This window comes from Streptomyces angustmyceticus, from assembly GCF_019933235.1.
GTDB lineage: Bacteria > Actinomycetota > Actinomycetes > Streptomycetales > Streptomycetaceae > Streptomyces > Streptomyces angustmyceticus.
Genome location: NZ_CP082945.1, coordinates 2,707,051 through 2,725,469 on the forward strand (window position 1 = coordinate 2,707,051; position 18,419 = coordinate 2,725,469).

At 73.4% G+C, this 18,419-nt stretch carries 19 protein-coding genes; 12 read left to right on the top strand and 7 right to left on the bottom strand.

Annotation, left to right across the window (positions count from 1 at the left end; translation table 11 throughout):
• Positions 1 to 9: 9 nt before the first annotated feature.
• The 3 genes from K7396_RS12150 (at position 10) to K7396_RS12160 (ending at position 3,964) form a co-directional block, all read left to right on the top strand.
• Positions 10 to 2,310 (top strand): heavy metal translocating P-type ATPase, encoded by a 2,301-nt coding sequence (locus K7396_RS12150; protein ID WP_086721757.1) that lies wholly within the window; start codon positions 10 to 12, stop codon positions 2,308 to 2,310.
• Between the two features lie 214 nt (positions 2,311 to 2,524).
• Positions 2,525 to 3,463 (top strand): beta-ketoacyl-ACP synthase III, encoded by a 939-nt coding sequence (locus K7396_RS12155; protein ID WP_086721758.1) that lies wholly within the window; start codon positions 2,525 to 2,527, stop codon positions 3,461 to 3,463.
• 78 nt (positions 3,464 to 3,541) lie between these two features.
• Positions 3,542 to 3,964 (top strand): VOC family protein, encoded by a 423-nt coding sequence (locus tag K7396_RS12160; RefSeq protein ID WP_086721759.1) that lies wholly within the window; start codon positions 3,542 to 3,544, stop codon positions 3,962 to 3,964.
• A 40-nt stretch (positions 3,965 to 4,004) separates the two neighbouring features.
• Here K7396_RS12160 and K7396_RS12165 read toward each other — a convergent pair whose 3' ends face one another.
• The 3 genes from K7396_RS12165 to K7396_RS12175 all read right to left on the bottom strand — a co-directional run bounded on the left by K7396_RS12165 (position 4,005) and on the right by K7396_RS12175 (position 6,030).
• Positions 4,005 to 4,238 carry a hypothetical protein gene (locus tag K7396_RS12165; RefSeq protein WP_086721760.1) on the bottom strand — a complete coding sequence of 78 codons (234 nt, stop codon included), beginning with the start codon at positions 4,236 to 4,238 and terminating at the stop codon, positions 4,005 to 4,007.
• A gap of 108 nt (positions 4,239 to 4,346) precedes the next feature.
• The gene (locus K7396_RS12170; RefSeq protein WP_086721762.1) at positions 4,347 to 5,267 is read right to left on the bottom strand and encodes a glutaminase; all 921 of its coding nucleotides are present in this window, start codon (positions 5,265 to 5,267) and stop codon (positions 4,347 to 4,349) included.
• A gap of 10 nt (positions 5,268 to 5,277) precedes the next feature.
• Entirely contained in the window at positions 5,278 to 6,030 is a 753-nt protein-coding gene (locus K7396_RS12175; protein WP_223659891.1) for a helix-turn-helix transcriptional regulator, read from the bottom strand.
• Positions 6,031 to 6,109: 79 nt separating this feature from the next.
• Here K7396_RS12175 and K7396_RS12180 point away from each other — a divergent pair, with 79 nt between their 5' ends.
• Both K7396_RS12180 and K7396_RS12185 read left to right on the top strand, forming a co-directional pair.
• A complete protein-coding gene (locus K7396_RS12180; protein ID WP_086720688.1) occupies positions 6,110 to 6,349 on the top strand; it encodes a hypothetical protein in 240 nt (79 codons plus the stop codon).
• A 57-nt stretch (positions 6,350 to 6,406) separates the two neighbouring features.
• Positions 6,407 to 7,339, top strand: coding sequence for a 1-aminocyclopropane-1-carboxylate deaminase/D-cysteine desulfhydrase (locus tag K7396_RS12185; RefSeq protein ID WP_086720689.1), 933 nt, complete (start codon positions 6,407 to 6,409; stop codon positions 7,337 to 7,339).
• Between the two features lie 46 nt (positions 7,340 to 7,385).
• Here K7396_RS12185 and K7396_RS12190 read toward each other — a convergent pair whose 3' ends face one another.
• Entirely contained in the window at positions 7,386 to 8,987 is a 1,602-nt protein-coding gene (locus K7396_RS12190; RefSeq protein ID WP_086720690.1) for a Na+/H+ antiporter, read from the bottom strand.
• A gap of 58 nt (positions 8,988 to 9,045) precedes the next feature.
• Here K7396_RS12190 and K7396_RS12195 point away from each other — a divergent pair, with 58 nt between their 5' ends.
• The 4 genes from K7396_RS12195 (at position 9,046) to K7396_RS12210 (ending at position 11,536) form a co-directional block, all read left to right on the top strand.
• Complete coding sequence (locus tag K7396_RS12195; RefSeq protein ID WP_086720691.1) at positions 9,046 to 9,306, top strand: UBP-type zinc finger domain-containing protein; 261 nt, start codon at positions 9,046 to 9,048, stop codon at positions 9,304 to 9,306.
• A gap of 32 nt (positions 9,307 to 9,338) precedes the next feature.
• Positions 9,339 to 9,827 (top strand): GNAT family N-acetyltransferase, encoded by a 489-nt coding sequence (locus K7396_RS12200; protein ID WP_086720692.1) that lies wholly within the window; start codon positions 9,339 to 9,341, stop codon positions 9,825 to 9,827.
• Positions 9,828 to 10,119: 292 nt separating this feature from the next.
• A complete protein-coding gene (locus K7396_RS12205; protein ID WP_003985353.1) occupies positions 10,120 to 10,533 on the top strand; it encodes an ATP-binding protein in 414 nt (137 codons plus the stop codon).
• 43 nt (positions 10,534 to 10,576) lie between these two features.
• Positions 10,577 to 11,536 (top strand): RNA polymerase sigma factor SigF, encoded by a 960-nt coding sequence (locus K7396_RS12210; protein WP_086720693.1) that lies wholly within the window; start codon positions 10,577 to 10,579, stop codon positions 11,534 to 11,536.
• A gap of 138 nt (positions 11,537 to 11,674) precedes the next feature.
• Here K7396_RS12210 and K7396_RS12215 read toward each other — a convergent pair whose 3' ends face one another.
• Positions 11,675 to 12,136: a hypothetical protein gene (locus tag K7396_RS12215; protein WP_086720694.1), complete on the bottom strand. Its 462-nt coding sequence runs from the start codon at positions 12,134 to 12,136 to the stop codon at positions 11,675 to 11,677.
• A 95-nt stretch (positions 12,137 to 12,231) separates the two neighbouring features.
• Here K7396_RS12215 and K7396_RS12220 point away from each other — a divergent pair, with 95 nt between their 5' ends.
• Together K7396_RS12220 and K7396_RS12225 are read left to right on the top strand one after the other, a co-directional pair.
• A complete protein-coding gene (locus K7396_RS12220) occupies positions 12,232 to 13,215 on the top strand; it encodes a diacylglycerol/lipid kinase family protein (RefSeq protein ID WP_086720695.1) in 984 nt (327 codons plus the stop codon).
• A gap of 320 nt (positions 13,216 to 13,535) precedes the next feature.
• Complete coding sequence (locus K7396_RS12225; protein ID WP_003983230.1) at positions 13,536 to 13,793, top strand: WhiB family transcriptional regulator; 258 nt, start codon at positions 13,536 to 13,538, stop codon at positions 13,791 to 13,793.
• A gap of 178 nt (positions 13,794 to 13,971) precedes the next feature.
• On the opposite strand, the gene K7396_RS12230 is transcribed toward K7396_RS12225, so the two are convergent.
• Positions 13,972 to 15,444: a sensor histidine kinase gene (locus tag K7396_RS12230; RefSeq protein ID WP_086720696.1), complete on the bottom strand. Its 1,473-nt coding sequence runs from the start codon at positions 15,442 to 15,444 to the stop codon at positions 13,972 to 13,974.
• A gap of 583 nt (positions 15,445 to 16,027) precedes the next feature.
• Here K7396_RS12230 and nagB point away from each other — a divergent pair.
• Entirely contained in the window at positions 16,028 to 16,810 is a 783-nt protein-coding gene (nagB, locus tag K7396_RS12235; protein WP_152104573.1) for a glucosamine-6-phosphate deaminase, read from the top strand.
• A gap of 30 nt (positions 16,811 to 16,840) precedes the next feature.
• Here the strand turns inward: nagB and K7396_RS12240 are convergent, their stop codons facing one another.
• Positions 16,841 to 18,412 (bottom strand): glycoside hydrolase family 3 protein, encoded by a 1,572-nt coding sequence (locus K7396_RS12240; RefSeq protein WP_152104572.1) that lies wholly within the window; start codon positions 18,410 to 18,412, stop codon positions 16,841 to 16,843.
• Positions 18,413 to 18,419: the final 7 nt, after the last annotated feature.

Here is an 18,419-nt window from a genome sequence, read left to right on the forward strand (position 1 = left end):
GGAGCAGTCATGGCCACCGCGGTCGGAGAGCACGGCGTCGAGTTGGAGATCGGCGGGATGACCTGCGCCTCGTGCGCCGCCCGCATCGAGAAGAAGCTCAACCGCATGGAGGGGGTCACCGCCACCGTCAACTACGCCACCGAGAAGGCCCAGGTGACCGTCGCGGGCGGCAGCGGCGTCGAGGCCGCCGACCTGATCGCCACCGTGGAGCGGACCGGCTACACCGCGGCGCTCCCCCGGCCCGCCCCGGAGCCGGAGACCGGCACCGAGGACGGCGGCACGGAGGACGGCGGCACCGCGGACGGCGCGGACGCCCTCGCCCCTCTCCGGCAGCGCCTGCTGATCTCCCTCGCCCTCTCCGTCCCCGTGGTGCTGATGGCGATGGTCCCGCCACTGCAGTTCACCAACTGGCAGTGGCTGTCGCTGACCCTGGCCGCGCCCGTGGTCGCGTACGGCGCCTGGCCGTTCCACCGCGCCGCCTGGACGAACCTGCGGCACGGCAGCGCCACCATGGACACCCTCATCTCGATGGGCACCCTCGCGGCACTGGGCTGGTCGGTGTGGGCCCTGTTCTTCGGCACCGCGGGCATGCCCGGGATGACCCACCCCTTCGAGCTGACCATCGCCCGCACCGACGGCAGCGGCAGCATCTACCTGGAGGCCGCCGCCGGGGTCACCACCTTCATCCTGACCGGGCGCTACGTCGAGGCGCGCGCGAAGCGGAAGGCCGGTGCGGCGCTGCGGGCGCTGCTGGAGCTGGGTGCCAAGGACGTCGCCGTGCTGCGCGACGGCCGGGAGGTGCGGGTCCCGGTCGCCGCGCTGAAGCCCGGCGACCGCTTCGCCGTACGGCCCGGCGAGAAGATCGCCACCGACGGGACGGTGCTGGAGGGCGCCTCGGCCGTGGACGCCTCGATGCTCACCGGCGAGTCCGTGCCCGTCGAGGTCTCCCCCGGCGACACCGTCACCGGCGCCACCGTCAACGCGGGCGGCCGGCTGGTCGTCGAGGCCACCCGGGTCGGCGCGGACACCCAGCTCGCCCGGATGGCGCGGCTGGTCGAGGACGCGCAGAACGGCAAGGCGGCCGCCCAGCGGCTGGCGGACCGGATCTCCGCGGTCTTCGTCCCGCTCGTGATCGTCCTGGCCCTGGGCACCCTGGCCTGCTGGCTCGCCACCGGCGCGGGCGCGGTCGCCGCCTTCACGGCCGCCGTCGCCGTCCTGATCATCGCCTGCCCGTGCGCCCTGGGCCTGGCCACCCCGACCGCGCTGATGGTCGGCACCGGACGCGGCGCCCAGCTCGGCATCCTGCTCAAGGGGCCCGAGGTGCTGGAGTCGACCCGCCGGGTGGACACCGTCGTCCTGGACAAGACCGGCACGGTCACCACCGGCGTGATGACGCTGACCGGCGTCCACCTCGCCGACGGCGTCCCGGAGCGGACGGCGCTGCGGCTGGCCGGCGCGCTGGAGCACGCCTCCGAGCACCCCGTCGCCCGCGCCATCGCCGCCGGTGCCGCACAGCGCACCGGTGACGGCGGCGCGGGGGCGGACACCCTGCCCGCCGTCGAGGACTTCGCGAACGTCCCCGGCCTGGGCGTCCGGGGCGTCGTCGAGGGGCACCGCGTCCTGGTGGGCCGCGCGCAGCTGCTGCACCAGGCGGGGCAGCGGCTGCCGTCCGGGCTGGCCGACGCCAAGGCCGCGGCCGAGGCCGAGGGCCGTACCGCGGTCACCGTCGGCTGGGACGGCGCGGCCCGCGCGGTGCTGGTGGTGTCCGACGCGGTGAAGCCCACCAGCGCCGAGGCGGTGCGCCGGCTGCGGGACCTGGGCCTGACGCCGGTGCTGCTGACCGGCGACAACCGGGCCGTCGCGGCGGCGGTGGCGGCCGAGGTCGGGATCGACGAGGTGATCGCCGAGGTGCTCCCCGAGGACAAGGTGGCGGTCGTCGAACGGCTGCAGTCCGAGGGACGCTCGGTGGCCATGGTCGGCGACGGCGTCAACGACGCGGCCGCCCTGGCCCGCGCCGACCTGGGGCTGGCGATGGGCACCGGCACCGACGCCGCCATCGAGGCCGGCGACCTCACCCTCGTACGGGGCGATCTGCGGGTCGCCGCGGACGCCATCCGGCTGGCGCGGGCGACCCTCGGCACCATCCGGACCAACCTGTTCTGGGCCTTCGGCTACAACGTCGCGGCGCTGCCGCTGGCCGCGGCCGGCCTGCTCAACCCGATGATCGCCGGGGCCGCGATGGCGTTCTCCTCGGTCTTCGTCGTCGGCAACAGCCTGCGGCTGCGCCGCTTCCGGGCACAGGCCGGGTAGCCGGGCCGCTGCCCCGTAAGGACCTGTCCCGCCACCCGCCGGGCGCCCCGCACCGTCCGGGGCGCCCCCGCGGGCCCGGCGGCGGCGGGATCCCGGCGGTTCTGACGACTGTCTCCAGTTCTGGCGACGGAACATTGGCAGTTCGCGCAGCCGCCGGCCGTCGCCGAGGGGTGAGACTGGTCGACATACCGCCCACCCACGTACAGGGGAATTCATGACCGGGTCACGCGTCCTGGCTCTCGGCCATTACCAGCCCTCCGGCGTGCTCACCAACGACGACCTCGCCAGGATCGTCGACACCGACGACGCCTGGATCCGCAGCCGGGTGGGCATCCGCACCCGCCATGTCGCGGCCCCCGACGAGACCGTGGACTCCATGGCCTCCGCCGCCGCGGCCAAGGCCCTGGCCGCCAGCGGCCTGGCCCCGCAGGACATCGACCTGGTGCTGGTCGCCACCTGCACGGCCACCGACCGCAGCCCGAACACCGCGGCCCGGGTCGCCGCCCGCCTCGGCCTGGACGCGCCCGCCACGATGGACCTCAACGTCGTGTGCTCCGGCTTCACCCACGCGCTGGCCACCGCCGACCACGCCATCCGGGCCGGCTCCGCGACCCATGCCCTGGTCATCGGCGCGGAGAAGTTCACCGAGGTCGTGGACTGGGCCGACCGCTCGACGTGTGTGCTGGTCGGCGACGGGGCGGGCGCCGCGGTGGTCAGCGCCTCGCCCGAGCCGGGGATCGGTCCCGTGCTGTGGGGCTCGGTGCCGCAGATGGGCGGTGCGGTCCGGATCGAGGGCGAGCCGGCCCGCTTCTCCCAGGAGGGCCAGACCGTCTACCGCTGGGCCACCACCCAGCTGCCGGCCATCGCCCGCACGGTGTGCGAACGCTCCGGGATCACGCCCGCCGACCTCGCCGGCGTGGTGCTGCACCAGGCCAACCTGCGGATCATCGAGCCGGTCGCGGAGCGGCTCGGCGCGGTCAACGCGGTGGTCGCCAAGGACGTCGTCGAGTCCGGGAACACCTCCGCGGCCTCCGTGCCGCTCGCCCTGTCCAAGCTGGTCGAACGCCGCGAGATCAGCTCCGGCGCCCCGGTGCTGCTGTTCGCCTTCGGCGGCAACCTCTCGTACGCGGGCCAGGTCATCCAGTGCCCGTGAGGCAGCGCGCCTGAGACGGGCCGCGGCGCGTCCGATTCGTTCAAGACCGCGGCACGGCGGGCGTCCTACGCTCGCCGCATGACCACCACTTCTTCCTCCCCCGCCCCGTCCGCACCACGGTTCGCCGCCATCGGCATGGTCGTCGCCGACATGGCCGCGGCCCTCGCCTTCTACCGCCGCCTCGGCCTGGACATCCCCGCCGAGGCGGACCGCGCCCCGCACGCCGAGGCCCGGCTCCCCGGCGGGTTGCGCCTGATGTGGGACAGCTACGCGACCGCCCGCGCCGTCGACCCGGACTGGACGCCGCCGCAGGGCGGCACGCCGACGGGGCTGGCCTTCGAGTGCGCGGACCCGGCCGGCGTCGACGCGGTCTACGCGGAACTCACCGCCGCGGGCTACAAGGGCGAGAAGCCGCCGTGGGACGCCTTCTGGGGGCAGCGCTACGCCGTCGTCCAGGACCCGGACGGCCACGGGGTCGACCTCTTCGCACCGCTGCCGTAGGACTCCGCTGCCGTAGGAGGCGGGTGGGGGACGCGGGCTCCTAGCCGATGTCCCCGGGGTGCTCGCGCAGGTACAGCGCGCCGCAGCTGTGGCAGAACGGCTCCCCCCGGGGCGTGCCCCAGACGTCGGCCGTCTGGGTGGCGGCGGCCGGCGCCAGGTCCCGTCCGCACATCGCGGTGGTGCCCTCCAGCCGCACCATGTGCCAGATCTTCACCGGCGTGTCCGCGTGCGGCAGGACGCCTTCCTCGTACTCGGCGCGCATCTCGTGCTCCATGGCGGTGCACCTCCTACGCCCACGATGCGCCAGCCGCCCGGCTGCCACAACGGCACCGGGCCGCCGGGCGGCGGCCCGAGGACCCGCGCGGGCCCGCCGGAAAGCCGGTCAGAACACCGACCAGCCGGTCAGCGTCGTGAAGTGGTCCAGGGCCGCGGCGCCCGCCACCGAGTTGCCGCGGGCATCGAGCCCGGGGCTCCACACGCACAGCGTGCAGCGGCCCGGGATCACGGCGATGATGCCGCCGCCGACGCCGCTCTTCGCGGGCAGCCCGACGCGGTAGGCGAACTCCCCCGCCGCGTCGTACGTCCCGCAGGTCAGCATCACCGCGTTGATCCGCTTGGCCTCGCGGGCCTCCAGCAGGCGGCTGCCGTCGGCGCGCAGCCCGTGGCGGGCGAGGAATCCGCCGGCGACGGCCAGGTCCCGGCAGCTCATCTCGATCGAGCACTGCCAGAAGTAGTGCTCGATGACGCTGGGGACGGGGTTCTCCAGGTTGCCGAAGGACGCCATGAAGTGCGCCAGCGCGGCGTTGCGGTCGCCGTGGTCGGCCTCGGAGTCGGCCACCGCCTGGTCGAAGGCGAGGTCGGGGTTGCCGCTCTCCTCCCGCAGGAAGTGCAGCATCGAGGTGCTGGCGTCGCCGGTGAGGGTCTGCAGCCGGTCGGTGACCACCAGCGCGCCCGCGTTGATGAACGGGTTGCGCGGAATGCCGTTCTCCGCCTCCAGCTGGACCAGCGAGTTGAACGGGGTGCCGGACGGCTCGCGGCCCACCCGCCGCCAGATGTCGTCGTGGCCGTCGTGGCTCTGCGCCATCACCAGCGCCAGCGAGAAGGTCTTGGAGATGGACTGGACCGAGAACGGGGTCTCCCAGTCGCCGACGCCGTACACGTCGCCGTGGATGTCGGCCACCGCGATCCCAAAGCGGTCCGCCGACACCCGTTCGAGGGCCGGTATGTAGTCGGCGACCCTGCCCTGTCGCGCGTACGGCCTGGCGTGGGCCGCTACCTCTTCGAGAACGGCCTGGTAGTCCATGACGGACACGCTAACCCGGGGCGAGCAGCGCCCCCATCGGGGCCCCCGCCAGCGACTTCACCTCGCGGGCGAGATGCGCCTGGTCCGCGTATCCGGCGAGCGCCGCGACCTGTGCGCCGGGCATCCCGGAGCGCGCCAGGTCGAGCGCCCGGACGAGCCGCAGCACCCGGGTCAGGGTCTTGGGGCCGTAGCCGAACGCGTCCAGGCTGAGCCGGTGCAGCTGGCGTTCGCTCAGCGCGACGGAGCGGGCCACCTCGGCGACGGGACGGCCGCGGGCGAGCGCCGCGGCGACGGCGGCGATCCGGTCCCCGGCCGCGGCGGCGTCCTGGAGGCGGGCCCCGGCGGTCTCCTCCAGGAGGCGGCCGATGCCGCCCCCGCCGCCTCGTTCCCCGGCCCCCGCCAGCCGCCCGGCCAGCGCCCGCACCCGTCCTGCGGGCCACAGGTCCGCCAAGGGCACCCGCTGGTCGCGCAGTTCACGGGCCGGTACGCCGAAGACGGCCGGGCCCTGGCCCGGCGCGAAGCGCAGCCCCACATGGCGGGTGCCGGGCACGACGCCCTCCGGGAGGTGCGGCCCGGTGTCCGGTCCCGCGACCAGCAGCCGGCCCTCGCTCCAGATCAGGTCCGTACAGCCGTCGGGCAGCACCGGCCGGTCCGAGGGCAGGGCGGTACGCGTCCACAGCACCGCGCCCGCCAGCCGCGACGCCCGCTCGCGGTACCCGGCGGGTACGCCGGGTGGCTCATCCGTGTCGCGCTCTTCGCCCACATGCCCCAGCCTGGCACGGGAACCCCACGGCCGTCCGCGCCGTTGATCCCTTACGACACGGACCTCACGGAGGTGGCACATGTCAGGGTTTCTCGACCGCGCCAAGGAGCAGGCACGGCAGGGGCTGGCGCAGGGCAAGCAGAAGGTCGACGAGGTGCAGCAGAACCGCGCCGGCAACGACCTGCTGAGAAAGCTGGGCGCCGCGTACTTCGCCGAGCGGCGGGGCAGCGGTTCGCCGGAGGCGACCCAGGACGCGCTCAACACCCTGGAGGCGCATGTCAACGCGCACGGCGACGGGTTCCTGCACACGAGCGGGTAGCGCCCCGGCCAGGGGCGGGCCCGGGGCGAAGGCGCCCGCCGCGCGGCGCCCGGGACAATGGGCGGCGTGACCCGCACCGCCCCCGGCCCGCCGCCGGATCCGCACACCCTGCGCCCGCGCCTGCCCTCGCCCCTCCAGGAGATCGAGGACGAGCCGTTCGCACGCCTCGGCATACGGCTGGTGCTCAAGCGGGACGACCTGATCCACCCGGACCTGCCGGGCAACAAGTGGCGCAAGCTGGCGCCGAACCTGCGCGCCGCCGCCGCGGCGGGCGACCGGGCGCTGCTGACCTTCGGCGGCGCCTACTCCAACCACCTGCGGGCCACCGCCGCGGCGGGCCGGCTGCTCGGCTTCGCCACCATCGGCGTCGTCCGCGGCGACGAACTCGCCGGGGCGCCGCTCAACCCGTCCCTGGCCCGCTGCGCCGCCGACGGCATGCGGCTGCACTTCCTCGACCGGGCCCGCTACCGCCGCACCGGCGACCCGGACATACGCGCCGCCCTGCACGACCTCTTCGGCGCGTTCCGCGTCATACCGGAGGGCGGCAGCAACGCCCTCGCCGCGCAGGGCTGCGCCGAGCTGGGCCGGGAGCTGCGCGGCGCCGCGGACACCGTCGCGGTGGCCTGCGGGACCGGCGGCACCCTGGCCGGGCTGGCCGCGGGGCTGGGGCCGGGGCAGCGCGCCCTGGGCGTGCCCGTGCTCAAGGGCGGCGACCCGCACTTCCTTGGGGGGACGGTCGAGGAACTGCAGCGCGCGGCGTTCGGCGGGCCGCGCGGCGACTGGACGCTGGACGGCCGCTTCCACTGCGGCGGATACGCCCGCCGCACCCCGGAACTCGACGCGTTCGCGGACGCCTTCGAGGACCGGCACCAGCTGCCCGTGGAGCGGATCTACGTCGCCAAGCTGCTGTACGGCCTGACGACCCTGGCCGGCGAGGGCGTCTTCGCCCCCGGCAGCACGGTCGCCGCGGTGATCACCGGCACCCCGTGAGCCCCTGGGGCGCGTCCGCACAGTCCCGTCCGGCGCGCGGCACGCCCTACGAAGCCTCCTCCCGGTAGGCCGCCGCCTCCTCCAGGTCCAGCCGGCGCAGCAGCGTCCGCAGCATCTCGTCGTCGATCCGGCCGGAGTCCCGCAGGTGGACGAACACCCGCCGCTCGGTGTCGATCATCTCGCGGGCCAGCCGCCGGTAGGTCTGGTCGGCCGACTCCCCGGTCACCTCGTTGACCGCGCCGAGCCGCTCCCACACGGCGTTGCGGCGCCGCTCCATGATCGTCCGCAGCCGGTCGGCGAGCGGCCCCGGCAGGGCGTTGCGCTCGTCCCCGAGCAGCTCCTCCAGCCGCTCCTCGGCGGCGCGCGAGGCCGCGTTCTGCGCCTGCGCCTCGGCGAGCGTCTCCCGCTGCGGGTCCGGGCCCGGCAGTTTCAGCGCGCGGATCAGCGGCGGCAGCGTCAGCCCCTGGACGACGAGGGTGGCGATGACCGTGGTGAAGGTCAGGAAGAGCACGAGGTTGCGGGCCGGGAAGGCGCCGCCGCCGGGCACGGTGGACGGCAGGGAGAACGCGATGGCCAGCGACACCACACCGCGCATCCCGGCCCAGCCGACCACGACCGGCGACTTCCAGTTGGTGTCCGGCTCCCGGGCCCGGATCCGGGCCGACAGGACGCGCGGCAGATAGGTCCCGGGAAAGACCCACACGAAGCGCGCCAGGACCACGGCGAGGAACATCACGACCGCGTACCAGAGGGCCTGCGCCGCGCCGAACTCCCCCAGCCCGCGCAGCACGACCCGCAGCTGCAGCCCGATCAGCGCGAAGACGGCGGACTCCAGCACGAAGGAGACCACCTTCCACACGGCCTCCTCCTGGAGCCGGGTCTCGAAGTCGACCTGCCAGGAGCGGTGCCCCAGGTAGAGGCCGACCACGACGACGGCGAGCACCCCGGAGGCGTGCAGCTGCTCGGCCGCCGCGTAGGCGAAGAACGGGATGAGCAGCGAGAGGGTGTTCTCCAGCAGCGCCGACTCGCGCAGCCGGACGCGCAGCCAGTGCAGCGGCACCATCAGGACGACGCCGATCCCGATGCCGCCCAGCGAGGCGACGGCGAACTCCTTGATCCCGTTGCCCCAGGTGGCGCCGGCACCGAGGGCCGCGGCGAGCAGCACCTTGTACGCGGTGATCGCGGTGGCGTCGTTGAACAGCGATTCGCCCTGCAGGATCGTGGTGATCCGGTGCGGCAGCCCGAGCCGGCGGGCGATGGCGGTGGCCGCGACGGCGTCCGGCGGGGCGACGACGGCCCCCAGGACCAGCGCGACGGTCAGCGGCAGGCCCGGGATGACGAGGTAGGCCAGCGCGCCGACGGCCAGCGTCGCGAACAGCACGTACCCGACGGACAGCAGCGCCACCGGCCGCAGGTTGGCCCGCAGGTCCAGGTACGAGCTGTCCAGCGCGGCGGTGTGCAGCAGCGGCGGCAGCACCAGCGGCAGCACGATGTGCGGGTCGAGGGTGTAGTCCGGGATTCCCGGGACGAAGGACACCGCGAGACCCGCGGCGACCAGCAGCAGCGGCGCGGGGACGGGGGTACGGCGTGCCAGCCCGGCGACCGCCGCGCTCCCCGCGACCAGCAAAAACAGCGGCATCACAGCCATCGACCCGTCCCGTCCCCGAACCCTTCGCCGCCCGTCCCGGCGATCTAACCTGGCCATCATGAGCGAGTGCACGCACGTTGCCGAACTGCCGCGCCCCGAGCCGGCCCCGCTGAGCGCCACCTGCCTGGAGTGCCTGGCCGCCGGCAGCCACCCCGTACAGCTGCGGAAGTGCCGGGTCTGCGGCCACGTCGGCTGCTGCGATTCGTCGCCGTTCCGGCACGCGACCCGGCACTTCGAGGAGACCGGCCACCCCGTGATGCGGACCTTCGAGCCGGGTGAGTCCTGGCGCTGGTGCTTCGTCGACCAGAAGCTGGTGTGAAGCACCTCGGGAGACCCGTTTAGCCTTCACCCATGATCCGCGAAGCGACCCCCGACGACGTCCCCGTCATCCTGGCCATGATCGGCGAGCTGGCGGCGTACGAGCGTGCCCCCGAGGCCGCGCAGGCCACCGAGCCACAGCTCGCGGAAGCCCTCTTCGGGCCGCAGCCGGCCGCCTTCGCGCTGATCGCGGAGGCCGGCGGCGCCCCGGTCGGCTTCGCCCTGTGGTTCCGGAACTTCTCGACGTGGACGGGCACGCACGGTGTCTATCTGGAGGACCTGTACGTCCGCCCCGAGGCGCGCGGCGACGGCCACGGCAAGGCGCTGCTCGCGGCCCTCGCGGAGATCTGCGTGGGCCGCGGATACGAGCGTTTCGAGTGGTCGGTCCTGGATTGGAACGAACCGTCCATCGGTTTTTACCGGTCCATCGGCGCCCTGCCCATGGACGAATGGACGGTCTTCCGGCTCACTGGAGAGGCGCTGCACAACCTTGCGGGCACCTCGCGTGTCAACGGAGCGTAATCGGCATCGATTTGACAGTGCACACCTCTAGCCACTGTCCGTACCCGTGGCTTTACAATCAGTGACAGCGAGGGCGCCGGGCGAACCGTGGCCGGAGCGTCGTCGGACGGCAGCCGTGCGCCTTCCGGGCGACACCGGCCCGCAGATCGCGATAGCGTCACAGCCGGACCATGTGTCGCGCCGGATCGTTCTTCCCGCTGTCAGAGAGGGAAGAGAACCGGCACGCATATCCCGAACAACGCGAATATCGCGCATTCCAGCTCAACCAGCTTGTGCCACCTTGGAGGTGAGGGTGTCCCAGATCGCAGGCGAGCCCGGGACTCAGGACTTCGTGGAAGTCCGTCTGCCCGCTGCGGGTGCCTACCTGTCCGTGCTGCGTACGGCCACGGCCGGACTCGCAGCCCGCTTGGACTTCACCCTCGACGAGATCGAGGATCTGCGCATCGCGGTCGACGAGGCCTGCGCGATCCTGCTGCAACAGGCCGTCCCCGGCAGTGTGCTGAGCTGCGTCTTCCGCCTCATCGACGACGCACTGCAGGTGACCGTGTCGGCCCCGACAACCGACGGCCGCGCCCCGGAGCGCGACACGTTCGCCTGGACGGTGCTCTCCGCACTGGCCGGCAAGGTCGATTCCACGGTCGCCGAGGACCGTACGGTCACCATCAGTCTGTACAAGGAGCGCGGCGCCGGTCCCGGACCGTCATGACCGAACAGGGGGCCCCGTGAAAGATGTCGAACGCGGCGGGCGGATGGCGTCCAGTGCGACCATCCCCGAGCAGCAGGCCCGGCCGCATCCGGTGGCCGTAGAGGACCACGGCGGCCGGTTGGATGCGGCGGAGCAGGCAGAGCGGGCGGACCACATGGAGCAGAGCGAGCAGCCGGGACAGCAGGCGCATCAGCACGACGCGCCGGCCCCCGAACACCAGCTGCAGGATTCACAGCATGCGCACGAGCCGCAGGACCGCAGCGGCGCCCGGGCGATGTTCTACGAGCTGCGCAAGCTGCCCGACGGCTCCCCGGAACGCGCGGAACTGCGCAACACCCTCGTCCGCATGCACCTCCCCCTCGTCGAGCATCTGGCCCGGCGCTTCCGCAACCGCGGCGAGCCGCTGGACGATCTGACCCAGGTCGCCACCATCGGTCTGATCAAGTCCGTGGACCGCTTCGACCCGGAGCGCGGCGTGGAGTTCTCCACGTACGCCACCCCCACCGTCGTCGGCGAGATCAAGCGGCACTTCCGCGACAAGGGCTGGGCGGTCCGCGTCCCGCGCCGCCTCCAGGAGCTGCGGCTGTCGCTGACCACGGCGACCGCCGAGCTGTCCCAGCGGCACGGCCGCGCCCCCACGGTCCACGAGCTCGCCGAGCATCTGGCGATCTCCGAGGAGGAGGTCCTGGAGGGGCTGGAGTCGGCCAACGCCTACAGCACCCTCTCCCTGGACGTCCCGGACACCGACGACGAGTCCCCGGCGGTCGCCGACACCCTCGGCGCCGAGGACGAGGCGCTGGAGGGCGTGGAGTACCGCGAGTCCCTCAAGCCGCTGCTGGAGGACCTCCCGCCGCGCGAGAAGAAGATCCTGCTGCTGCGCTTCTTCGGCAACATGACCCAGTCGCAGATCGCCCAGGAGGTCGGCATCTCCCAGATGCACGTCTCCCGCCTGCTGGCCCGCACCCTCGCCCAGCTGCGCGACAAGCTGCTCGTCGAGGAGTGAGGGACGGCACAACGGCGCGGGCGGGGCTCCCAGGAGCTCCGCCCTTCGCACGTCCGGACCCGTTCCCGCCCGTCAGACCGGGCGGCCGGGACGGACGGCACACGGGACGGGCGGACCGGCCCTCAGGACGGCACGGCCTCAGGGCGTCTCGCGCGGCCCGATGCCCAGCGCCTCGGTGGCCGTCGGATTGACCAGCAGCACCAGCACCACCAGCGCGGCCACGGCCAGCCCGATACCGGCCGCGATCAGCGCCCCGCCGCCGTTGACGAGCGTCCAGGCCACCGGCAGCGCCACGATCTGGGTGATCAGCGAGGGGCCCCGGCTCCAGCGGCGGCGCAGCCACAGCCCCCGCGCGGCCACCAGCGGCAGCACCGCGAGCGCCAGGACCGTCAGCCCGCCCATCTCCGCCTGCCGCGCGCTGTCCGGCGCACCGGCGAGCCCCATGATCAGCATGTACCCGCCGAGGGCGGCCAGCGCGAGCCCCTCGACCGCGGTGAGCGCCGCGGCGGCGCTCAGCCGGGCGGGCCGCGGGCCGGTCGGCTCGGACCCCGCGGGGGCCGCGGCGGCTCGGGACACGGACTGCTTCTGCTGACTGCTCACCCCAGCAGGGTAGCGCCGGCGCCCCGGCCGCCGGGCCCGCCCCGGAGCCGGACGGGGCGCCGGAGCGGTACCAGCAGGTAGGTACGCTGCTCCATATGCGCGCACTCCTCGTGGTCAATCCCGCAGCTACCACCACCAGTGCCCGCACCCGCGAGGTACTCACCCACGCGCTCGCCAGCGACCTCAAACTGGAGGTCGCGCAGACGCAGTACCGGGGCCATGCCCGTGATCTCGCCCGGCAGGCCACCGAGAGCGGGGAGACCGACCTGGTGGTGGCGCTCGGCGGCGACGGCACGGTCAACGAGGTCGTCAACGGCCTGCTGGCCAACGGCCCCGATCCGGACTCCCACCCCCGGCTCGCCGTCGTCCCCGGCGGCTCCACCAACGTCTTCGCCCGCGCGCTCGGCCTCCCCAACGACGTGGTGGAGGCGACCGGCGCCCTGCTGGACGCGCTGCGCGACGGCAGCGAGCGCACCATCGGCCTGGGCCTGGCGGCCGGCACCCCGGGCAGCGAGGACGAGGCCGTGCCGGAGCGCTGGTTCACCTTCTGCGCCGGCTTCGGTTTCGACGCCGGCGTCGTGGGCCGGGTCGAGCAGCAGCGCGAACGCGGCAAGCGTTCGACCCACGCCCTGTACGTGCGACAGGTCGTACGGCAGTTCCTGGGCGAGCGGAACCGCCGGCGGGGCCTGCTCACCCTCGAACGCCCGGACGGGACCGAGGGCCCGGCGGAGCGCGTCGAGAACCTCGCGCTGGCCATAATCTGCAACACCGCTCCGTGGTCCTACCTGGGCAATCGGCCGATCTACCCGTCCCCGGACGCCTCGTTCGACACGGGCCTGGACCTGTTCGCACTGAGCAAGCTCTCGCCGCCCGCGGTGACCCGGTACGCCACCCAGCTGCTGGCGTCAACACCCGAGCGCGGCCCCCGGGGCAAGCACGCGCTCTCACTTCATGACCTCACGAACTTCACCTTGCATTCGCAGGTCCCCCTGCCGTTCCAGATGGACGGTGACCACCTGGGACTGCGTACGAGTGTGACGTTCACAGGCGTACGCCGTGCACTGCGTGTGATTGTGTGAGCAGCAGGGCCTAAAGTCCTTTCACTCGAACGTTTAGACTGGTTTCCACCCCCTGGAATGACGGCTGTGAGCTAGGCGACACCAAGGAATCAAAAAAAAGTTTCCGGAAGGGGTTGTATCCGCAGCCGAGGTTTGCGAGTCTCTTCATGGCGATCGGGACGGCCGCTTTACCGGCCCCCTTGAGAGCCCGAATCCCCTCCTCATTCCACAGGACCGCGCCAGTTCACGACTGGAGTTCGGCCCTTCCCTTGTGGAGGGATTCGTGAAAGCGTTCACATTCACAAGCAACGATCCCGTCATCACGAGGAGATGGAGCAGCCATGGACTGGCGTCACCGCGCCGTTTGCCGCGAGGAAGACCCCGAGCTCTTCTTCCCTATCGGCAACACCGGTCCTGCGCTGCTGCAGATCGAGGAAGCCAAGGCCGTCTGCCGCCGCTGCCCCGTCATGGAGCAGTGCCTGCAGTGGGCGCTCGAGTCCGGCCAGGACTCCGGCGTCTGGGGTGGTCTGAGCGAGGACGAGCGCCGCGCGATGAAGCGCCGTGCAGCTCGCAACCGGGCGCGCAACGCCAGCGCCTGAGCCAGTAGCCCCGTGGCCCCCGAGCCGCAGCGCGCAGTACCCCCGATGCACCCCCGGAGCCGATGAGGCCCGGTCGTTATCGCATCGCTATAGCTTTGAGCCCCGGACCGGATGGGTCCGGGGCTTGCTGCTGTTCAGGGCCGGGCCGGGGCCGGTGACCCCGGCGGGCCGGCCGGCCTCAGTGCTGCTTGTCGGCGCGCACGGGGATGTCGAGGACGACCTGCGTACCGCGCTCGGGCGCGGGCACCATGTCGAACGTCCCGCCCAGTTCGCCCTCCACCAGGGTCCGTACGATCTGCAGCCCCAGGTTCCCGGCGCGGTGCGGGTCGAAGCCCTCGGGCAGGCCGCGTCCGTTGTCCTGGACGGTGACCAGCAGCCGCGGCTCGGTGCGGCTGCCGCCGCGCACCGCGCCGACCTCGACCGTGCCGTGCTCCGCCTGGTCGAAGGCGTGCTCCAGGGCGTTCTGCAGCACCTCGGTGAGCACCATCGACAGCGGGGTGGCCACCTCGGCGTCCAGGATGCCGAAGCGCCCGGTGCGGCGGGCGGTCACCTTGCCCGGGGAGATCTCCGCGACCATGGCCAGCACCCGGTCCGCGATCTCGTCGAACTCGACCCGCTCGTCGAGGGTCTGGGACAGCGTCTCGTGCACGATCGCGATCGAACCGACCCTGCGCACGGCCTCGTTGAGGGCGTCGCGGCCCTGGGCGGAATCCATCCGGCGCGACTGCAGCCGCAACAGCGCGGCGACCGTCTGCAAATTGTTCTTCACCCGGTGGTGGATTTCCCGGATGGTGGCGTCTTTGGTGATGAGCTCGCGTTCGCGACGTCTCAGTTCGGTCACGTCACGCAGCAAAACCAGCGAACCACTGTGCGTTCCCTTGGGTTTGAGCGGAATGGCGCGCAATTGGATGACGCCTTCGTCGCCTTCGACCTCGAATTCCCTCGGGGCCCAGCCGCTGGCGAGTTTGACCAGTGCCTCGTCCACCGGGCCGCGGGCGGGGGCGAGTTCGGCGGTGGCCTGGCCGAGGTGGTGGCCCACGAGGTCGGCGGCGAGGCCGAGCCGGTGGTAGGCGGAGAGCGCGTTGGGGCTGGCGTACTGGACGATGCCGTCCGCGTCGAGCCGGATCAGCCCGTCGCCGGCCCGCGGCGAGGCGTCCATGTCGACCTGCTGGCCGGGGAAGGGAAACGTTCCGGCAGCGATCATCTGGGCGAGGTCGGACGCGCTCTGGAGGTAGGTGAGCTCCAGCCGGCTCGGAGTGCGGACGGTCAGCAGGTTGGTGTTGCGGGCGATCACCCCGAGCACCCGGCCCTCGCGGCGCACCGGGATCGACTCGACGCGTACCGGCACCTCCTCCCGCCACTCCGGGTCGCCCTCCCGCACGATCCGGCCCTCGTCCAGGGCGGAATCGAGCATGGGACGGCGGCCACGGGGAACGAGATGACCGACCATGTCGTCCTGGTAGGAGGTGGGGCCCGTATTGGGCCGCATCTGGGCGACCGATACGTAGCGGGTGCCGTCGCGGGTGGGAACCCACAGGACGAGGTCGGCGAAGGAGAGGTCGGAGAGCAGTTGCCACTCCGAGACCAGCAGGTGGAGCCACTCGAGGTCGGTGTCGCTCAGAGCGGTGTGCTGGCGTACGAGATCGTTCATGGAGGGCACGTCTTGGAGCCTACCGGCGTACGGTGTATCTGTTGTGTCCGCACGGGCATGGACAAGTGAGAATGGTCTAGTCCAGAATTCAGCAAAGACCTCCGCCCTCCCCGCACAGGAGAGCGGAACGAGGCCGACAGCGCTCTCTGCCCTGACTGCGCCGAGGCCTCCGATCGACCGGTCCCTGGACGGGACCGTGCCCCTACCGCACACAGGGGCGCCTTCCGCCCGCAAGGCGGGACCGGCCGATGTCAGCTCCGGGCTGCGGTGCCGGACAGGTTGAGGGTCCTGTCCCGGCGCCGCGGCCCGCGGGTGTTTCCGGGCCCGTCGCGGCCGCCGCACCCCCTTCTCCCCCTTGCTTCTCCGCGGGCCGCTGCGCCGACGCGCCTTCGACGACACCGGCCTCGCGATCGCCGCCGGCTCCCCGGCCTTCCGCTTCCCGCCTGCCGGGACGTGCCGGCCCGTCATCACGCCGACGGGAAATCGTCCCCCTGTGTTCGGAAGCGCCGCCGGGTCCGGAGGCCCCTGCTCTGCTAGATTGGTCTATACCACATGAACCATTCTCCAGAACGGCAGGCCAAGCGTGGAAGTTGTCATCGTTCCGGACGCCAGGGCGGGCGGGGAGCTGATCGCGGGCGCCGTCGCCGCCCTGCTGCGCCGTAAGCCCGACGCGCTGCTCGGTGTGGCCACCGGCTCCACCCCGCTGCCCGTGTACGAGGCGCTGGCGGCGCGGGTCGGGGCGGGCGCGGTGGATGCCTCGCGGGCGCGCATCTGCCAGCTCGACGAGTACGTGGGCCTGCCGGCCGGGCACCCCGAGTCCTACCGTTCGGTGGTCCTGCGCGAGGTGGTCGAGCCGCTCGGCCTCGACGAGGACGCGTTCATGGGGCCCGACGGGGCGGCCGAGGACGTCCAGGCCGCCTGCGAGGCGTACGACCGTGCGCTGCGGGACGCCGGCGGGGTGGACCTCCAGCTGCTGGGCATCGGCACGGACGGGCACATCGGCTTCAACGAGCCCTGCTCGTCGCTCGCTTCGCGTACCCGTATCAAGACGCTGACCCGTCAGACCCGGGAGGACAACGCCCGGTTCTTCGACAGCCTCGACGAGGTGCCGCACCACGTCATCACCCAGGGCATCGGCACCATCCTGGAGGCCCGCCATCTGGTGCTGCTCGCCACCGGCGCGGGCAAGGCCGACGCCGTGGCCCGCGCGGTGGAGGGCCCGGTCGCCGCGCTGGTCCCGGCTTCGGCGCTGCAGCTCCATCCGCATGCCACGGTCGTCGTGGACGAGGCCGCGGCCGCAGGGCTGAAGCTCGCCGACTACTTCCGCGCCACGTACGCGGCGAAGCCGGACTGGCAGGGGCTCTAGAGAGACCTCGGCCGCCGGCCCCGGCGCCGCTCACCCCTCGGCCGCCGGGATCCGGCGCCCCGTGAGGGCTTCCGCGGCCGCCCGGGCGCAGACGCGGGCGGCGCCGTGGGTGGCGAGGTGGAGGGCACCCCGGGGCGGGGCCTGGGGGACGCCCATTTCCACGACGGCGGTGCCGGGGCGGGCGGCGAGGAGGGTGTGCAGGGCGTCGGCCATCCACGGGTGGCGGTGGACGTCGCGGACCACGGCGACGACGCGGCGGTCGCCGGCGGCCGCGAGCAGGCCGTCGATCAGCGCGGCCGGGCCCGCCGCGGCGGCGGAGTCGGCGGTGCAGGTGGCGGCCTCGGTGCCGGGGAGCAGGCGGGCCAGTTCGGCGGCGACGCCCCAGGGGGTCTCGTCCCCCACGGCGATGTTGGCGAGGGGAGTGAAGGCCGCGACGTAGGCGGGCGCGGTCAGCGGCTCGTACGGGCCGTCGGCGGTGCGGCGCAGGGCGCGCCGGGCGGCGGTGAGGCCGATCCCGGGCGCGGGCGCGGCCCCCTCCCCCGCGCCCGCGCTCCGGGTCCGGTGGGCGAGGGCGCGCACCCGTGCCGCGGCGTCGGCGAGCCGGCTCTCCGGCAGTTCGCCGTCGCGCACCGCCCGCACCAGGGCGTCGCGGAGCCGCAGCACGGTGTCCTCGTCGGCGAGTCCGCCGCCCACGCAGAGGGCGTCGGCGCCGGCGGCGAGGGCCAGCACGCTGCCGCGTTCGAGGCCGTAGGCGGCGGAGACGGCCCGCATCTCCATGCCGTCGGTGACGATCAGGCCGTCGAAGCCGAGGCCGCCCTCGGCGACGGGGGCGCGCAGCAGGCCGTGCAGCGCGGCCGGGCTGAGGGTGGCGGGCCGGTCGGGGTCCAGTGCGGGCAGCAGGATGTGGGCGCTCATCACGGCCCGGGTGCCGGCGGCGACGGCGGCGCGGAACGGCACCAGTTCCCGGCTGCGGAGGGTGTCCAGACCGACGGTGACGCGCGGCAGGTCGTGGTGGGAGTCGACGGCGGTGTCGCCGTGGCCGGGGAAGTGCTTGGTGCAGGCGGCGACGCCCGCGGACTGCAGGCCCTCGACGTAGGCGGTGGTGTGCCGGGCGACGAGGTGCGGATCGGCGCCGAAGGAGCGGACGCCGATGACCGGGTTGGCGGGGTCGGAGTTGACGTCGGCGGAGGGGGCCCAGTTGAGGTTGATGCCGCAGTCGGCGAGCCGGCGGCCGAGTTCCCGGGCGACGGCGCGGGTCAGGGCGGGGTCGTCGACGGCGCCGAGCGCGTGGTTGCCGGGGAAGGAGGAGCCGCCGCGCACTTCGAGGCGGGTGACGTCGCCGCCCTCCTCGTCGATGGCGACGAGGAGGTCCTCCTGTTCGGCGCGCAACCGCGCGGTCAGGGCGGCGAGTTGTGCGGGGTCGGCGACGTTGCGGCCGAAGAGGCCGACGGAGGTCAGTCCCTCGCCGAGGCGGCGCAGCAGCCAGTCGGGGGCGGTGGTGCCGGTGAAGCCGGGCTGGAGTACGGCGAGCGCGTCGCGGGTGAGGGTGTCGGCGGGGCGTACGGAACCTGCGGAACCTGCGGAACCTGCGAAAGACGTCATGTGCGGC